This is a genomic window from Flavobacterium gelatinilyticum, assembly GCF_027111295.1.
In the GTDB taxonomy this organism is placed as follows: Bacteria; Bacteroidota; Bacteroidia; order Flavobacteriales; family Flavobacteriaceae; genus Flavobacterium; species Flavobacterium gelatinilyticum.
On record NZ_CP114287.1, the window covers coordinates 386315 to 400618 of the forward strand.

Annotated in this window: 20 protein-coding genes; 12 read left to right on the plus strand and 8 right to left on the minus strand. The window is 41.5% G+C overall.

The window, feature by feature from the left end; genetic code table 11:
- Positions 1 to 105 precede the first annotated feature (105 nt).
- Positions 106 to 333, plus strand: coding sequence for a hypothetical protein (locus OZP11_RS01575; RefSeq protein WP_281233488.1), 228 nt, complete (start codon positions 106 to 108; stop codon positions 331 to 333).
- Here the strand turns inward: OZP11_RS01575 and OZP11_RS01580 are convergent.
- From OZP11_RS01580 to OZP11_RS01615, 8 genes are all read right to left on the minus strand, one after another.
- A complete protein-coding gene (locus OZP11_RS01580) occupies positions 330 to 782 on the minus strand; it encodes a hypothetical protein (RefSeq protein WP_281233489.1) in 453 nt (150 codons plus the stop codon). The genes OZP11_RS01575 and OZP11_RS01580 overlap by 4 nt on opposite strands.
- Entirely contained in the window at positions 779 to 1354 is a 576-nt protein-coding gene (locus OZP11_RS01585; RefSeq protein ID WP_281233490.1) for a hypothetical protein, read from the minus strand. Before OZP11_RS01585 ends, OZP11_RS01580 begins: the two co-directional genes overlap by 4 nt.
- Positions 1341 to 1982, minus strand: a complete 642-nt coding sequence (locus OZP11_RS01590) for a phage head morphogenesis protein (RefSeq protein ID WP_281233491.1) — start codon at positions 1980 to 1982, stop codon at positions 1341 to 1343. The genes OZP11_RS01585 and OZP11_RS01590 overlap by 14 nt, the downstream gene beginning before the upstream one ends.
- 233 nt (positions 1983 to 2215) lie before the next feature.
- The gene (locus OZP11_RS01595; RefSeq protein WP_281233492.1) at positions 2216 to 3475 is read right to left on the minus strand and encodes a phage portal protein family protein; all 1260 of its coding nucleotides are present in this window, start codon (positions 3473 to 3475) and stop codon (positions 2216 to 2218) included.
- The gene (locus OZP11_RS01600) at positions 3465 to 3926 is read right to left on the minus strand and encodes a phage protein Gp36 family protein (protein WP_281233493.1); all 462 of its coding nucleotides are present in this window, start codon (positions 3924 to 3926) and stop codon (positions 3465 to 3467) included. The genes OZP11_RS01595 and OZP11_RS01600 overlap by 11 nt, the downstream gene beginning before the upstream one ends.
- Before the next feature lies 1 nt (position 3927).
- The gene (locus OZP11_RS01605; RefSeq protein ID WP_281233494.1) at positions 3928 to 4086 is read right to left on the minus strand and encodes a hypothetical protein; all 159 of its coding nucleotides are present in this window, start codon (positions 4084 to 4086) and stop codon (positions 3928 to 3930) included.
- Between the two features lie 4 nt (positions 4087 to 4090).
- Positions 4091 to 5617: a hypothetical protein gene (locus tag OZP11_RS01610; RefSeq protein WP_281233495.1), complete on the minus strand. Its 1527-nt coding sequence runs from the start codon at positions 5615 to 5617 to the stop codon at positions 4091 to 4093.
- A complete protein-coding gene (locus tag OZP11_RS01615; protein ID WP_281233496.1) occupies positions 5604 to 6167 on the minus strand; it encodes a helix-turn-helix domain-containing protein in 564 nt (187 codons plus the stop codon). Before OZP11_RS01615 ends, OZP11_RS01610 begins: the two co-directional genes overlap by 14 nt.
- 192 nt (positions 6168 to 6359) lie before the next feature.
- On the opposite strand from OZP11_RS01615, the gene OZP11_RS01620 reads away from it, so the two are divergent.
- The 11 genes from OZP11_RS01620 to OZP11_RS01670 all read left to right on the plus strand — a co-directional run bounded on the left by OZP11_RS01620 (position 6360) and on the right by OZP11_RS01670 (position 14300).
- The gene (locus tag OZP11_RS01620) at positions 6360 to 7352 is read left to right on the plus strand and encodes an HK97 family phage prohead protease (protein WP_281233497.1); all 993 of its coding nucleotides are present in this window, start codon (positions 6360 to 6362) and stop codon (positions 7350 to 7352) included.
- 10 nt (positions 7353 to 7362) lie between these two features.
- Positions 7363 to 8277: a phage major capsid protein gene (locus tag OZP11_RS01625; RefSeq protein ID WP_281233498.1), complete on the plus strand. Its 915-nt coding sequence runs from the start codon at positions 7363 to 7365 to the stop codon at positions 8275 to 8277.
- Between the two features lie 78 nt (positions 8278 to 8355).
- Positions 8356 to 8640, plus strand: a complete 285-nt coding sequence (locus tag OZP11_RS01630; RefSeq protein ID WP_281233499.1) for a cell wall anchor protein — start codon at positions 8356 to 8358, stop codon at positions 8638 to 8640.
- Positions 8640 to 9092, plus strand: a complete 453-nt coding sequence (locus OZP11_RS01635; protein ID WP_281233500.1) for a CHAP domain-containing protein — start codon at positions 8640 to 8642, stop codon at positions 9090 to 9092. The genes OZP11_RS01630 and OZP11_RS01635 overlap by 1 nt, the downstream gene beginning before the upstream one ends.
- Positions 9089 to 9595 carry a hypothetical protein gene (locus OZP11_RS01640; RefSeq protein WP_281233501.1) on the plus strand — a complete coding sequence of 169 codons (507 nt, stop codon included), beginning with the start codon at positions 9089 to 9091 and terminating at the stop codon, positions 9593 to 9595. Before OZP11_RS01635 ends, OZP11_RS01640 begins: the two co-directional genes overlap by 4 nt.
- On the plus strand, positions 9595 to 10098 hold the full coding sequence (locus OZP11_RS01645; RefSeq protein ID WP_281233502.1) for a hypothetical protein: 504 nt from the start codon (positions 9595 to 9597) through the stop codon (positions 10096 to 10098). Before OZP11_RS01640 ends, OZP11_RS01645 begins: the two co-directional genes overlap by 1 nt.
- Positions 10098 to 11294: a DUF2586 family protein gene (locus tag OZP11_RS01650; RefSeq protein WP_281233503.1), complete on the plus strand. Its 1197-nt coding sequence runs from the start codon at positions 10098 to 10100 to the stop codon at positions 11292 to 11294. The genes OZP11_RS01645 and OZP11_RS01650 overlap by 1 nt, the downstream gene beginning before the upstream one ends.
- A 118-nt stretch (positions 11295 to 11412) precedes the next feature.
- The gene (locus tag OZP11_RS01655; RefSeq protein ID WP_281233504.1) at positions 11413 to 11826 is read left to right on the plus strand and encodes a hypothetical protein; all 414 of its coding nucleotides are present in this window, start codon (positions 11413 to 11415) and stop codon (positions 11824 to 11826) included.
- Between the two features lie 49 nt (positions 11827 to 11875).
- Positions 11876 to 12175 (plus strand): hypothetical protein, encoded by a 300-nt coding sequence (locus tag OZP11_RS01660; RefSeq protein WP_281233505.1) that lies wholly within the window; start codon positions 11876 to 11878, stop codon positions 12173 to 12175.
- A 29-nt stretch (positions 12176 to 12204) separates the two neighbouring features.
- Entirely contained in the window at positions 12205 to 12336 is a 132-nt protein-coding gene (locus OZP11_RS01665) for a hypothetical protein (RefSeq protein ID WP_281233506.1), read from the plus strand.
- A complete protein-coding gene (locus OZP11_RS01670; protein WP_281233507.1) occupies positions 12333 to 14300 on the plus strand; it encodes a phage tail tape measure protein in 1968 nt (655 codons plus the stop codon). The genes OZP11_RS01665 and OZP11_RS01670 overlap by 4 nt, the downstream gene beginning before the upstream one ends.
- Positions 14301 to 14304 lie beyond the last annotated feature (4 nt).

Below are 14304 nucleotides of genomic sequence, written 5' to 3' on the forward strand. Positions count from 1 at the left end.
AATTATAACTAAAAAAGTTGGTTTGCTTATAATTTGTAAGTTAGTTATATTTGCCTCATGTCAGTAACGGTAAACAGAAGTCTAGGAGTTCAGCGCAATAAGCTATTGCGTTACAAGCTTATAAAGGAATTATACCAGAAGTGCATCGCGGAGCATCCGCATACACCCACTACAAAGATCCTGGAATACTACATCATTCCTGTTTACCCGATTTCGCGCACCACTTTATACGAAATCTTGTGTACCCCGGTAATCACGGAACTCAAAGCCGTTGAAGCTGCAATCGAAAAACAAAAGCAGTTAAAGGCAATGCAGCAGCGTTTATTTGATTAGACGTTTGTAAATCCGATTGAGTACGTAATCTGATATTCCTGAATACCATCATCACGTCTTATCCTTCTGTGCCTTACACGCATGAGTGCGCCGGAAGTATTAACCGGACGCCAGCCGTGTATTTCTTTGTGCAGATCTTCCATTATGGTCCAGATAGACCAGGCGTTATCTTTTTGTGACTGCGGCGCCAAATGGCTTGTATTGCTGAGTTTTAGATCTGCTACAATAAAAGTAATTGTGCCTTCGCCTGTCTGCCGGTTAACCGGACTGGCTGAATTATCTTTCCCCAGATTAGTAAAATCCAGCGAAGTAATATCAATGAGCGCACAGGGAAATTTTGCGGGCGGATTTGGGCTGTAACTGTCCAGCTGTCCCCAGTCTTCATCTATGTATTTTAAGGCCGTTACTTTCGATAGTTTCTCCTGGACACTTTCTAAAAATGTTTTCATTTTCTTTTATTCTTTTTAAGTTGGTTGAAATAATACTTTTCCAGTTCCTTCATGCTGTCACCTATGATTTCTTCGATACGGCCTCTCACCACTGGGTGATCACCGATGAACTGGCGCTGTTCGATTTTCATCTTTGCACCCACTTTCTGAAGTGCTAAATTTTTCCACTGCTGGGCTTCTGCGGAAAGCTTTTTGTTTCGGGCAGTCTCACGCATTACAACACTGTTGTCGGACTTGGTTCTGGTAGTGATCGCCCCGGCAGATTTATAATACATTGCCCAGAAAAAGGACTTCATTTTGGCGGTGACTGTAATTTCGCCGCCGTTGTTCTGCATCAGAGCATAAGGAAGTGAACTCGACCAGGTAACATTATCAGTGTTCTGTTTTGGTGACATGATCGAGCGTCTTAATTTTCCAGATCTTGCAAGGAGTGAACCTCTTCGATTTGGTGTGCGGGTATCACTCCACTTTTTGGTAAAGAAAGCTTTCCTTTCAAAGTTTCGGTCAAACTCTTCAGTTAGATCGACTTTTACGTCCTGAAGGACATTTTTTAAAAAATCATCTGGACTCATTTATATTTTCTTTTACTGTTTTAGATCCTTTTACTTTTCCGTATGGATGCGCAGGCGGGAAAACCACTTTTTGCGCTCCGGGATTAAACCTGAATATTTCCAGTTTGTTTTTACCGTCTTTTCCTTCCTGTGTCGTGGCTTTGTCACCGGCTTCAATTGCTTTTTCCGAATCGCTCTGTTCATACTTCCCTTTTAGAACCTCTACCGCTGTGCATCGACAGCGCCATCCGTTTGGCGGGAAAAAAGACATCCAGAAAGGATCTTCTTTCGGCAGTGTAATATCTGCAAGCGCCTGATGTGATAAGCGCACACGTTCGTCTTTTGCGGTTCTGTATTGTAAATTATATCTGTCTCCTAAATTTGCCCATTGCGCTGCAGCCTGAGAACTTGCGACAGCAAACTCGTATTCCGCTTCCAGGTAATTCTGATTGTAGTTTACATTGAGATCCGAAAACTGCTTTGTTACTTCAGAAAACGGTTTGAGTTTTCCATCATCATTTAGCAGTAATTTTGAAGCTTCAAAAAGCTGTGCGTTGGTCTTTAGTGATCCAAATAAAAAAGCGTTGTCCTGGAGCGCCTTTTTCATTTCTTCCGGAACATCGTTTTCTTTAATCGCAAAATCAAACACATCGAATGTTGACTGGATCAGTTTCTGGTACGGCTTTTCAGTTTGTAAATCTTCCGGTGAATACTTCCCTTTTTTATGAAGGTGTTTAAATGCCTTTTCACCGGCATTTAAAAGCTGTTTAAACTTATCGGTTATTCCTAAGTTTAAAACGGTTGCTTTTCTCTGACAGTCATCACAACCGCAGTTGTATAAATCATCTAACCGGGCATGTAAAGCCCTGAAATATTCAGGGCCTATACGAAAAAACTCTCGGACAAATTAAGGGACAGTTTTGTTTCTGAGTCTGTCTTCTTAGTTCCTAAAACTTTGATCCCGAACTTTTGCTCAATCCACTTTGGATCTATTTCCAAAAACGCTGCCGCTTCAGTAACCATTTTCCACAATTGCGCTAAATCTTCAGTTGCATCGTATTTGTACATAACGCCTGCAGGCAGAACACCCAAAACCTGAAGCGCAGGAATAACCGTATCACGCCAGCATTGTTCAATTAATGAAAGATCACTGTCTACCAGATCTTCTAAAATTCCAATTGAGGTCTTTTCTTTTCCATTGGATCCGTTTTTTGTGTCCTGACCAACTACGGTTCCGGAGACACCCATTGATATTTCATTGTTGCAATGGGTCTTTAAAGTTGTGTACACTTCACCGTCTGTCGTGACACCTTTTGCAAAGTCGAAGGATTCGGAATCATCAATGATGAAGTAAGCAGCCGTTCCCATATCCTGCATCATTTTCTTTGCACGCGCAACCATGACAGGATCCTGCGTGTTTGTTTTCATAACACGGGGCGGAATTCCGTAAATCTCGCATAATTCAGAATGACAGCTGTTTGCAAAACGTTTAAACAATACCATCGGCACACATCCGTCAAGCAGACCAAGAGTTGTATTTTTTTCGCCGAACTCAATAAGCCAGGAACCATACTCTGCCTGTTCTCTATATTTTATTTTTTTATCATCTGTGTAATCGTAGTACAGATAACCGGATCGCGGGTCAACATTCTGACGTGCGATAGTATCGAATGTTAAAACAAGCTCCTTGTTCACTATTTTATATGAAAACTCACCCAGTGAGTGTCTACGGTAAATAGTTCCTAAAATCGATTGATTTATCTGAAAAACGAAACCTTTATTCTGAAGTAAAGTAGTCAGTTCCTCATTGGTTGTTCCATCGGCGTTTTTGATACTGAAAGCGCGGCTTAATGATTTAAGCATTCTGTTATTTACCTGAGACTGTAAATGCAGGTCACGCAGAATATTGTCGTACAGATTCTGTATAGGATAGAATTTAGGGTTTTCCTCAACCTGCGCTGCGTTCTGCGCATCGACATAGTTCTTAATATCCTGACGTGTCTGCGAGATTGTTTTTGGTACAATATTTTGAATATGCGTACTTCCCTGATTTGGGGTTTTAGCGCCTAAATCCTGCGTTGTCTCCACTTTGCGTCCCCACGCTTCTCTAAAAAAAGTTGTAATTCCCATACTAATAATCATGATTAAATTTCGCTCTCGATCCCATTTCGAAAGGCTGTTTTTCTCCCGCTGTATCTTCATCACGAGGCAGAAGCGGGAGCGTTGAAACGTTTATTTCACCTTTGGCTACCTTGGTAAACCAGGTCACGGCACGATCATATCTTTCTTTTGCCTTTTCGTATATGAAATCAGCATTGCATAACTCCGCCAGATACCATTTGGCCATTGTGGCACACTGTCGGACAATCAGAGTATGGCGGTCAGTTCCGGTTTTATTAAAGATGTTCTCTACATCGTACAGGTGACGGCCGTCCAGCCACTTTTTATTGTTAATATTGGGCGTGAGGTAGCTTTTTGCCTCTTCGACCGCTGCATTAATTGCCTGGTCCACTTTCCCTTCATCACCTTCGGTTATCTGATCGATTTGATAATCGTAAATAGTACTTCCTAAATCTTCTTTCTCTATAAACATATTAATGCTGTTTAACTATTTTTAAAAAGACTCTTATCCAGTTCCTTTTTATTTTTGGATTCTTTAACGGCGCTGATACGCCCTGATAAATGTGATGTTCTGCGTAGATTGGAAATCCCAGAACATCGACACCAATTTGATAACTAATAATTCTTTTCATATTCTTAATATTTACGATTGGCTCTGTGCCCTACATGATGCTCCGTTTGTTCCTTTTGTGATACGTTTTCAATGATATGGATACCGCCTTCGAGTCCATCAGGACCATCCATCATTTTAGAGTTTGGCGCAACTCCGATGTACTCCTCTTCCATTCTCACCATGTGTGGGTTGTCTTTTTCTTCAATGTTGAAGACTATACAGCCTTGTTTGTGTTTTGGTTCTATGGTCCCTTCAATACGAGTGTACTTTTCTCCTTTGATTCTTTTGTCCAGCGACATAAAAAGAGGTATTCTGGCGAGCAGTCTTCCGACAGCTTTTATTAATGGTTTTAATACCTGCTGATAAAATGGATCCTGAAGACTGTTGTTTTCGATCCAATTTTTAAAAGTGTCAACTTTTCTTTCCTTCACATAATCATGTGCGTGATAGAGGTTTTCAACAAAGGTTCTCTGGGTCATATTGTCAAGCCATACCTTGTACACATAGAAAATCCCGCCTTTATAACCAATAACTCCTGTGAATTTTCGTGAACTGTTTTTGTTGTCTTTATTACTGGTTGCCGGATCGGAATAGATCAGTACGTGTTCACAGGTTTTCAATGGCGGACATTTCCCCCAGTTCACTTTTTTAAACAGTTTTCCAATACGGATCGGATTATTGAAATACTCTTTTTGAATACCGCTTGTAGTCATGGTTCTAAAAGCCAGTTCGATCAGCGCCTCTGTATTTCTCTGAGGCCATGTAGAGCGTCCGTTAGCATCCCTGATATTCACAATATCATGTACATTGGCTTTTTTAGCCATCTCAGTAATACAGCAGTATTTTGCAATGATATTCCCGCAGGCAATAATTAAAAGCGGCACAGAAATAGAACGTGTTGGAATTAAAGCCTGTTCAATCCATTCGTATTTTTTCTGTATGGTATCCGGGTTATTGCAGTCTATATCCGTGTCGATATCATCAATCAAAATCAGATCCGGACGAGTTGCATCGTTTCTGGTTCCACGCGGTGACTGACCTGCGCCGACACCTCTGAAGGAAACTCCTAAACGGGTTGTAAAATCCCCATCTTCCCAACCGCTCAGCGCTTTTTGCTCACCATAATCATTGAGTAATCTGTTATTGATTTCAAGAATGGTTTTATATGGTTTTAAAAGCCTGTCAGCATCATCTTTTGTGGCAGAAACAAGAATTACAGTTTTCTTTTTACCCGTCATAGTCAGGTAAAGCACTTCCATCATGGTACGTCCTGATTTTGACAAATCACGCGCCCAGGATCTCACCTCATACCATTCAGGATTTGCCAGTACACGTTTGGTCGCTTTAATATGAAAGGGAGCCGGCTCTGAGGTGTAGAAATTTGGAAAGTAATACTTAAACCATTCTTCCGGGTGAGCCTCAAGATGTGCAATCCTTTTTAAACGATCAGAAGCACTTTCGTTGAGATCCACAGGAGTAGCCCTGTACTGATTTGTTACAAAATCCCCCCATCCAACCAGTTTTTCTTTATCCTTTCTACTTAGTGCCATCGGTCAACTTTTGTTTGATAAAAGCATCGCAGTATGTGGTCAGCTGGTTTGCGAACTTGGAATCAATACTTCTTACAAAGAGGATCAGATTTTTTGCGACAGAAATGGTCTCACCGATATTTGTTTCTGTTTCCAGGCGTTTAATTGCCGTTGTAAGCTTTGAGATCATGTCGGTGTCTTTCGAGTTTGGGAAGTTTCCGATCAAAATCGGGTAATCTTCCGGATCAAACTTTGGGTATTCCAGCTTTTCATCTCCTGAACTGTCTTTTAGTTTGACTGGTTTGAGCATAAAGTTTGGAATGTCCCGAACAATGGGGCGTGTTTTAATTTCGTCCGTAACTGCTGCTAACTGATTATAAAGTGCTGTGAGTTGATTGTCTTTTGTGACTAACAGTGAGACTTTGAGTTTTTCCCAGCCTCCTTCCTTAACCCATTTACTGACTGTTTTTTCAGTCACTTTCAAACGCTCGGCAATTTCTTTCTGCGAAACATTATCGTTCACAAAAAGCACTTTTGCGAGGTCTTTTTCTACCTGTTTTCGAGTTCCCATACTTATATATTTATGTCAAAACTCCCAACAATCCCGCTTTAAAAAAAACAGCCGTTTACTTGCTTTACAACTTTGTTCTGACTCAACGCACCGTTGTGCTGTAGGCTGTCTTTCAGTTTTTTAAGAATCAAAACCCTCTAATCTTTGTCATCTCAATAGGCGATAAAATGCCAGGAATAAAAAGAAATAGAGATGTCAAAAAAGCCAATTAAACCTTTTGTATTTAATGATGAAACAATAGAAAATACCTACGGCTTTTCAATTCTGACAGCCGGAATTGATTTAACACGATTTAGCAAAAATCCTGTAATGCTTTCCGATCATTGGAATTCGAATTGGAATGTCATTGGAAAATGGTTTGATGTTAAGAAAGACGCAACCATTTTACAGGGTATGCCTGATTTTGACACTGAAGACAGCGACACGGCACTTATTGCCGGAAAGGTAGAACGCGGATATATCAACGCTTGTTCGATGGGGATCATCTTTGACCGAGAAAACCTTTCTGTTGTCGGCGGTAAAGTGATCTTAACCAAATGTGAACTGGTGGAGGTTTCAATCGTGCCGGTTCCATCGAACGCCAATGCTGTGCGCCTTATGCATTCTGACGGTAAAGTCATGGACGAAAAGGAAATTCAGGAACTCTCTCTCTCTGTTATTCCCGGTATCAAAAATCCCGAAATAAATCTAAATCAAGACAATATGAAAAAAATCGTTTTAAGCATTGCAACGCTTATGGCTTTGGGTTACAAAGATCAGCCGGCAGATGGTCTGGACATGAGCGAAGTTGACTCTAAAGTTTTAGGGCTTTCAAGACAAGTTGCAGAACTAACTACAGAAAACGACTCCTTAAAACTTGCTGCAAAAACAGCTAAGGAAAAGCAGGAAGCGGAAGCCAGACTTCGAATAGGTTCAAAAGTGGATCTGGCCATTACTACCGGACAGATTAAAGCGGATCAAAAAGAGAAAATGATCACGCTGGGAATTACTTCTGAGGAAGCACTTGACACCGTAATAGGATCAATTCCTCAAAAAAGGACTTTCAATATTGGTATCAACACACCAACAGAAACCGGAGGCACTGAGGTTAAGACAATGGATGAGTTTGAAAAACTTTCTCACGAACAAAAACTAAGCTTCAAAGAATCTCAGCCTGAGGCTTACAAAAAACTTTTTAATCAATAAATAAAAAAATATGCCAGCAACATTTCCAGAAATGTGGGAATCAAGGGTAAGAACCTTGCTTCGCGATGAGCAGTTAGCTCCATGGTTAGAGGGTATTCCAGAAATTGACACCGAAGTATTAGAGGTGGGTTCTGGTGCGGCCTCGGAATCAAACATTATTCATATCCCAATCACAACATTCAGACCAGGTGTTTTGATCAACAACACGACTTATCCATTAGCACTGGTAAGTTATGATGATACCAGTATGACAGTAAAACTGGATAAATATCAGACCAATCCAACATCACTAACCGATGATCAGGCAAACGGATCAAGCTACAGCCAGATTGATTCTGTGACCAGATCTCACCGTGAAGACATTGTAGATGCAAAGTTTGCTAAAGCAATCCACGCTCTGGCTCCGCAGGAAAACGTTGCCGGAAAAACATTTGTAATTAAGGCTACAGGTGAAGAGGTTACCCCGGGCGGTAGAAGAAAACTGGTTTGGAAAGATATTATCTCTGCCAGACGTGGTGCAAACGCTTCAGGAATGAAGAAAAAAGGACGTCGTTTGGTGTTATGCGATGATCACGTAAACGATTTGCTTGAAGACAATTCAAACAAATATGCTGAACAGTTAGCGGATTACTTATCAGGTAAAATCAAAGGAAATTTAGCAGGTTTTGAAATGTACGAGAATGCAGATAATCCGAAATATACTGCCGCAGGTGTGAAAAAAGCATGGGGCGCTGTTCCGGGATCAACAGACTTAACTGCATCAGTGTTTTTCCATCCGGAAAACGTGGCAAAGAAAACCGGAATGACAAAACAGTATTTCTCCGAGTCAAAAACAGACACCAGAACTCAGCAAAACGAGTACGCTTTACGCCACTACTTTATTGCAGTTCCGGTAATGGATAGATATTCTGGGGCAATCCTTTAAACCTAATTGAAACCCTATTAAATCATATTTAAAAAGACTGTTACTATCAAGAGCAGCAGTCTTTTTTTTCACTCAACTATGGAACTATTTATATACCCAACTTTAGCGGCTTTTTTCTCAGCGCTGATAACCTACATCTTTTCAAAGCGCAAAAACCTTGCTGAAGACAGAGCGGCCGAATTAGACAATGCAGTAAATGCGGTTAAGTACTACCGAGAATTACTTGATGATATGGCCAGCCGGCTTACCAAAGCTACTGACACTATCAACGAAATGGAAAAAAAGCTTCGTGAACTTATGGACGTAAACCAGCACCTGGTTGAAGAACTTCAAAAATTCAAACAACTAAACGGTAAAAGCTGATGAGATTATCCGAAAAAATATTACAGATCGCCATAACTCAGTTAGGCGTTCAGGAAGCACCAAAGAACAGCAATGCTGGTCCTGAGGTTGAAAAGTACTTAAAGTCTGTAGGACTTGGAAAAGGTTACAGCTGGTGCATGGCTTTTGTTTATTGGTGTGCTGTTGAGGCCTCCAAACAAACGGCATTGCCAAACACACTTTTTAAAACAGGCGGTGTCCTGGCAATGTGGAATAACAGACCGCTTTTAAGAGTAAAGACACCCCAGCCGGGCGATATTATGATTCTTGATTATGGTAAAGGTTTAGGCCATACCGGAATTGTGGAGAAAGTCGCAGGCACAAAGGTTCATACCATCGAAGGCAATACAAACGATGAAGGAAGCCGGGAAGGCTACGAAGTTTGTCGAAGAGTTAGAGAATTATCAAAAATTAAAGGCTTTATAAGACCATGAAAAACATAAAAATTGGTTGTTTATTTTTTGTTCTCGCCATTAGTCTGGTTTCCTGCGCAGGCAGAAAACCAGTAGTGGTGCAGAATACAGTAACAACAGAAAAAACACTCACCGAAACTGTACACGATACAGCTTTCAAAATTGAAAAAGACAGTTCCTCATACAATGCCCTTTTGGATTGTATTAATGGAAAAGTTACAGTAAAAGATGTCAAGCGAGCCGAACCGGGGCGTACATTAAAGAGCCCGAGGGTTCGGATTGCCGACAACTTACTCACAGTTGACTGCGAGTCGAAAGCGCAGGAACTCTTTGCACGGTGGAAATCTACCTATATAAAAGAGAACAGGCAGGAGGTTGTAAAAGTGCCGGTAATAACAAATGAACTCACCTGGTGGCAGAAAACCCAAATAAAGGGATTCTGGGTTTTAGCAGTGATCTGCTCACTTATTCTCGCATTTATCATCGCAACAATAATCAAATCAAATCTAAACAAAACGACATAATGAAAACACACAAAATTTTCGAAACACATAAAGATTTAAAAGAGGTTCACATGACCTCAGACGGTGAAGTTTTTTACAATGCATGTGACGCTAAAAGCCACGCCAAAAACCTAAAAGATAAATCAGTTGAACTAGTTGTCAATCCCTTTTTCAGGGATGCTGATGAAGAGGATTTTGATTTTGATGATGATGAAGATCCACAAGATGAAAATCTGGCAAAATCACTAGGTTTAAAATCTATTGATCTTTTAAAAGATAATGCCGGAGCATACGTCGCTTCTCTGGGTGAAGATCCGGAGCAGGAAGATCCGGCAGACGAAGATCCAGAGCAGGAAGATCCAGAGCAGGAAGATCCAAAACAGGAAGATCCAAAGCAGGAAGATCCAGAGCAGGAAGATCCAAAGCAGGAAGATCCAAAGCAGGAAGAACCGGCAAAGGAAGAACCGGCGGGCGAAGTTAAAGAAGCCGGTGCAAAAAAAGCTAACACAAAAAAAGCTGAGTAATGGGAAAACCAGGTGTAAACATATCATTTGAAAACGGCAATATTGGAACAGTCACCACAAGTCCTGACGGTATTTGTGTCATTGTTTCCTCTGCCGTTGCAAATGGAAGCTTCGCGCTGAGCAAAGCTTTTACTGTCTACTCACTCGAAGAGGCAGAAAGTTTGGGAATCCTCCCAACTGTGGCAGGGAATTATGAACTGCACAAAACAATTAAAGAGTTTTACGCAGAAGCCGGAACAGGGACAGAACTTTGGATTTACGGCGCTGCAAAAACAAAAACGCTTGATGAACTCATCACAGCAAGTAAAGAGGTTCTAACGGTATCAAACAGACGAATTCGATTCGTTGTTGTCAAATATGCACCTTCAGTTGCCGAAACTGAAACCACAGCCGGAATCAGGCAGGGATTCCCTGCCACGCTTTTAGCTGCACAGACAATAGCTGAAGAATTTACAGCTCAGAAAACACAGCCGGTTGTATTTATCATTGAGGCGTACAATTTCACAGGTGTAGTTTCAGATCTGATCGGCTTTTCACAGACAACTTACAACAGGGTTGCAGTTCTGATCGGAGATACAGAGAAAAGAACAGGCGCCACGGCATCGAAAGGTGCAGCAGTTGGTGTACTGGCCGGAAGGATTGCAAGAAATCAAGTTCATGTAAATGTCGGTCGTGTTCGAGACGGCGCCTTAAACCCGCTTGAATTTTTCATTGTGGATCTGCCGGCAGAACAGGCGAACATCGATGCGATTTACGACAAAGGTTTTATCACACTTACCACGCATGTAGGTAAGAGCGGTTTTTTCTTCGTGGATGATATGCTGGCCTGTGAACTCGAAGACGATTACCACTTTCTAGCCCGTAGACGTGCTATTGATAAGGCTTACGTTTTAGCAAACCAAGCTTTAACAAACTTTATCCTGGACACAGTTCCAATTACAGGCGAAGGTAAAATTCAGGCTCCTTACGCAAAAGCTTTGGAAGCTGAAGTAGTGAGAGTAATTGCACAGGAAATGAGCGCGAAAGGTGAACTTTCAGTTGATGTAACTGTGGCAAATGATACAGGTGTTGAATGCACAATCGATGTTACTAACAACATCGCCCAGGATTCAACAATCAAAGGAAGAATCAGAGTGCGCCCGCATGGGTACGCAAGATTCTTAGAATTTTCAATCGGTTTTAATACAGGTCAATAACTATGAAATCAAAATCACAAGAAAATCAATGGGCTGATTTTAAAGTTATGTTCGAAGGACAGGAGTTAACACTAGATAATAAGCAAGAATCACAATCGATTAATACAGGTCAATAATTATGAGTTTTAATTCACGAGAATACGAATGGGCTGATTTGACGCTCGTTTTAGGCGGAAGGGATATTGTAGGTTTTAGAGGTATCAAATACACCGAGAAAGCCGAGAAAGAAGCAATTTTCGGTAAAGGAAGATATGCCGTAGCAATTCAGGGCGGAAATATTACTGTCGAAGGTGAGATCACAATTCTACAGTCAGAACTGATCGCTTTACAGAAAGCCGGAAACGGCTCTATTCTGGGACTCAATGTTGACGGCGTTGTGTCGTATGGAAATCCAACGGCAGGCGATTCCATGACAACTGACAGAATTGTGGGTATCTCATTTACTGAGGCTCCTAAAGAGTTTAAACAAGGTGACAAGTTTATGGAAATTACAATTCCATTTATTGCCTTACAGGTACTAACCGCAGCATAATTTGAACACTCCTGAATAAGGAGTGTTCTTTTAATAAAAAATAACAAAAATGAACACAGCAACACCAGAACAAATCGCAGAATGGAAAAAGCAGCATGTAAATGTATATGCCCTTAAATCTATAGAAGCCCAAAAAATATGCTACCTGAGAAAGCCTACACGTCAGGAACTCAGCTACGCATCTACAGCAGGCGCAAAAGACCCGCTTAAATTTAACGAACACATTTTAAAATCCTGCTGGCTTGCAGGCGATGAAGAAATTCAGACAAACGATTCCCTATTCCTTGGAATCTCTGCCCAGCTTGACACAATATGCGCTTTCGAACACTTTGAGTTGGAAAAGCTGTAAAGTCATCAGCAGTCAATGAAAACGACTGGTTGAGAATAGCCAATGCCCAGTTAAGATACTACATGCATCTTAACCCTGATGATTTAACCGACGAAGAATGGGCAATGCGCTACGCCGAATTAGAATATCTCAGAAAATCTGAACGAAATACTTTCCTATGAGCAACACTTTAAGTTACATGATCCAGATCAACAGCAATGTTGATCGTGCAAGCTCTGCTTTTACAAAGTTCTCTACGAAGGTTCAAAAAGAGATAGACAAATTACAAAAGAAACTAGATTCTATCACGATGGAATCTTTTATCAATAATCTTGAAACTGCCGCTCAGGGTATCAAAGCTTTTAATGCGCCGGGCATGGAACTCAGTACGAGTATGTATGATTTGCAGGCTATGACAGGCGTGACAGGTCAAAAGCTTAAAGAGATTGAAGGGTATGCCCGAAAAGCAGGTAAAACCTTTGGGGTTTCTGCGGCAGATGGTGCAGAAGCATTCAAACTGATCTTAGGACAGTTAACTCCCGAAATTGCAAAAGTTCCTGCTGCACTTGATAAAATGGGAAATACTGTGTCAGTTACCAGTAAACTGATGGGCGGTGACCAGGTAGCGGCAACAGAACTGCTGACAACTGCAATGAATCAGTATCAGGTATCTCTGGATGATCCGATACAAGCCAGTAAAACAATGGCAGAAATGATGAATGTCATGGCCGCAGCTGCAGGTGAAGGATCCGCAGAGTTACCCCAGATCAAACAGGCTCTTGAAAATACCGGAATGGCGGCAAAGATGGCTAATGTTTCTTTTGAAGAGACAAACGCCGCAATTCAGATCCTGGACAAAGCAGGTAAAAAAGGAAGCGAGGGCGGAGTTGCCCTGCGTAACGTTCTTATTAAACTGGGCCAGGGAAAATATATTCCGAAAGCCTATAAAGAAGAATTGCAGAAATTAGGAGTTGACACCACAAAGCTTGCGGATAAAAATTCAACACTCGTTGAGAGATTAACAGCTTTAAAGCCTGCAATGAAAGATTCGGCGCTTTTATCTGCGTGGCTTGGTGAAGGGGCTGACGGTGCCACAAAAGCACTGCTGGCACAAATTCCAGAGTTAGAAACTTTAACCGGAAAGATTAAAGATACTAACACCGCGTATGAACAGGCGGCAATCATCATGGAAAGCCCGGAGGAAAAAAACAAACGCCTTCAGGCGCAGATTGATGATTTTAAGATTTCTGTTTTCAATGCTACAGAAGGCTGGCTCGGTTATGCAAATGTGGTGGGCGAAACTGCCAGCAGTATGGCAGATTTAGCACCCGTTTTCAAAGGTTTAGGCACCGTATTTTCAACACTCACAAGCGCAACAAAGCTTCAGGCACTTTGGACAACAATTGTTTCAAAAGCTACAGCAGTATGGACAGGAGTTCAGGCGGCATTCAATTTCGTGATGGCCATGAACCCAATTGTATGGATTGTTATTGGAATCATGGCACTTATTGCTGTAATCGCGGTTGTCGTTTCAAAAACTGAAGGCTGGGGCAAAGCGTGGAAGCATACCATACAAGGAGCAAAACTGCTCTTTATGGCATATATACAGGCAGTAAAGGCAAATTTCAACCTCATGGTAAATGGCTTTATGATTGGAATTAATAAAATACAAATTGCCTGGTATAAGTTTAAAAATGCGGTCGGACTTGGAAACAAAGCAGACAATGACGCTCAGATCGCGCAGCTTAATAATCAGGTTGAAACTCGTAAAAAGTCAATCCGGGCTGAGTATAAAAAGGCAAATGATCTGACTAAACAGGCTGGTCAGGAATTTAAAGCGGCTTTTAATTCTGTAAAATGGAAAAAGAAGCCGAAAGAAGAGGAAGGAATCTCGACTCCGGGTATTCCAGGAGCAGACTTAGGAGGCGGTCAGAGCGGTCAAGGCAGTGAAGACATGAAAAAGAGTAATGAAGCTGTGGCCACGGGAGGAACAAAACACAATTATATAACCATAACTATAGATCAATTAATCGGTCTGAAGGCTGACAGTGTAAGCGGAGGAAAAGACGCCGCCAGACAGTCAGGTGACGGTGTAGCCGATGAACTGCTCAGAGTTTTAGCAATGGCGGGAAGCGCCGCCGGATAATAAT

What these genes read in the sequence shown, in the direction of transcription:
- OZP11_RS01630 (WP_281233499.1), top strand. Translation starts at nt 8,356, where the DNA reads ATGGAACTATTTATATACCCAACTTTAGCGGCTTTTTTCTCAGCGCTG.
- OZP11_RS01640 (WP_281233501.1), top strand. Translation starts at nt 9,089, where the DNA reads ATGAAAAACATAAAAATTGGTTGTTTATTTTTTGTTCTCGCCATTAGT.
- OZP11_RS01600 (WP_281233493.1), bottom strand. Translation starts at nt 3,926, where the DNA reads ATGTTTATAGAGAAAGAAGATTTAGGAAGTACTATTTACGATTATCAA.
- OZP11_RS01625 (WP_281233498.1), top strand. Translation starts at nt 7,363, where the DNA reads ATGCCAGCAACATTTCCAGAAATGTGGGAATCAAGGGTAAGAACCTTG.
- OZP11_RS01650 (WP_281233503.1), top strand. Translation starts at nt 10,098, where the DNA reads ATGGGAAAACCAGGTGTAAACATATCATTTGAAAACGGCAATATTGGA.
- OZP11_RS01660 (WP_281233505.1), top strand. Translation starts at nt 11,876, where the DNA reads ATGAACACAGCAACACCAGAACAAATCGCAGAATGGAAAAAGCAGCAT.
- OZP11_RS01645 (WP_281233502.1), top strand. Translation starts at nt 9,595, where the DNA reads ATGAAAACACACAAAATTTTCGAAACACATAAAGATTTAAAAGAGGTT.
- OZP11_RS01605 (WP_281233494.1), bottom strand. Translation starts at nt 4,086, where the DNA reads ATGAAAAGAATTATTAGTTATCAAATTGGTGTCGATGTTCTGGGATTT.
- OZP11_RS01610 (WP_281233495.1), bottom strand. Translation starts at nt 5,617, where the DNA reads ATGGCACTAAGTAGAAAGGATAAAGAAAAACTGGTTGGATGGGGGGAT.
- OZP11_RS01585 (WP_281233490.1), bottom strand. Translation starts at nt 1,354, where the DNA reads ATGAGTCCAGATGATTTTTTAAAAAATGTCCTTCAGGACGTAAAAGTC.
- OZP11_RS01635 (WP_281233500.1), top strand. Translation starts at nt 8,640, where the DNA reads ATGAGATTATCCGAAAAAATATTACAGATCGCCATAACTCAGTTAGGC.
- OZP11_RS01620 (WP_281233497.1), top strand. Translation starts at nt 6,360, where the DNA reads ATGTCAAAAAAGCCAATTAAACCTTTTGTATTTAATGATGAAACAATA.
- OZP11_RS01655 (WP_281233504.1), top strand. Translation starts at nt 11,413, where the DNA reads ATGAGTTTTAATTCACGAGAATACGAATGGGCTGATTTGACGCTCGTT.
- OZP11_RS01615 (WP_281233496.1), bottom strand. Translation starts at nt 6,167, where the DNA reads ATGGGAACTCGAAAACAGGTAGAAAAAGACCTCGCAAAAGTGCTTTTT.
- OZP11_RS01670 (WP_281233507.1), top strand. Translation starts at nt 12,333, where the DNA reads ATGAGCAACACTTTAAGTTACATGATCCAGATCAACAGCAATGTTGAT.
- OZP11_RS01595 (WP_281233492.1), bottom strand. Translation starts at nt 3,475, where the DNA reads ATGATTATTAGTATGGGAATTACAACTTTTTTTAGAGAAGCGTGGGGA.
- OZP11_RS01580 (WP_281233489.1), bottom strand. Translation starts at nt 782, where the DNA reads ATGAAAACATTTTTAGAAAGTGTCCAGGAGAAACTATCGAAAGTAACG.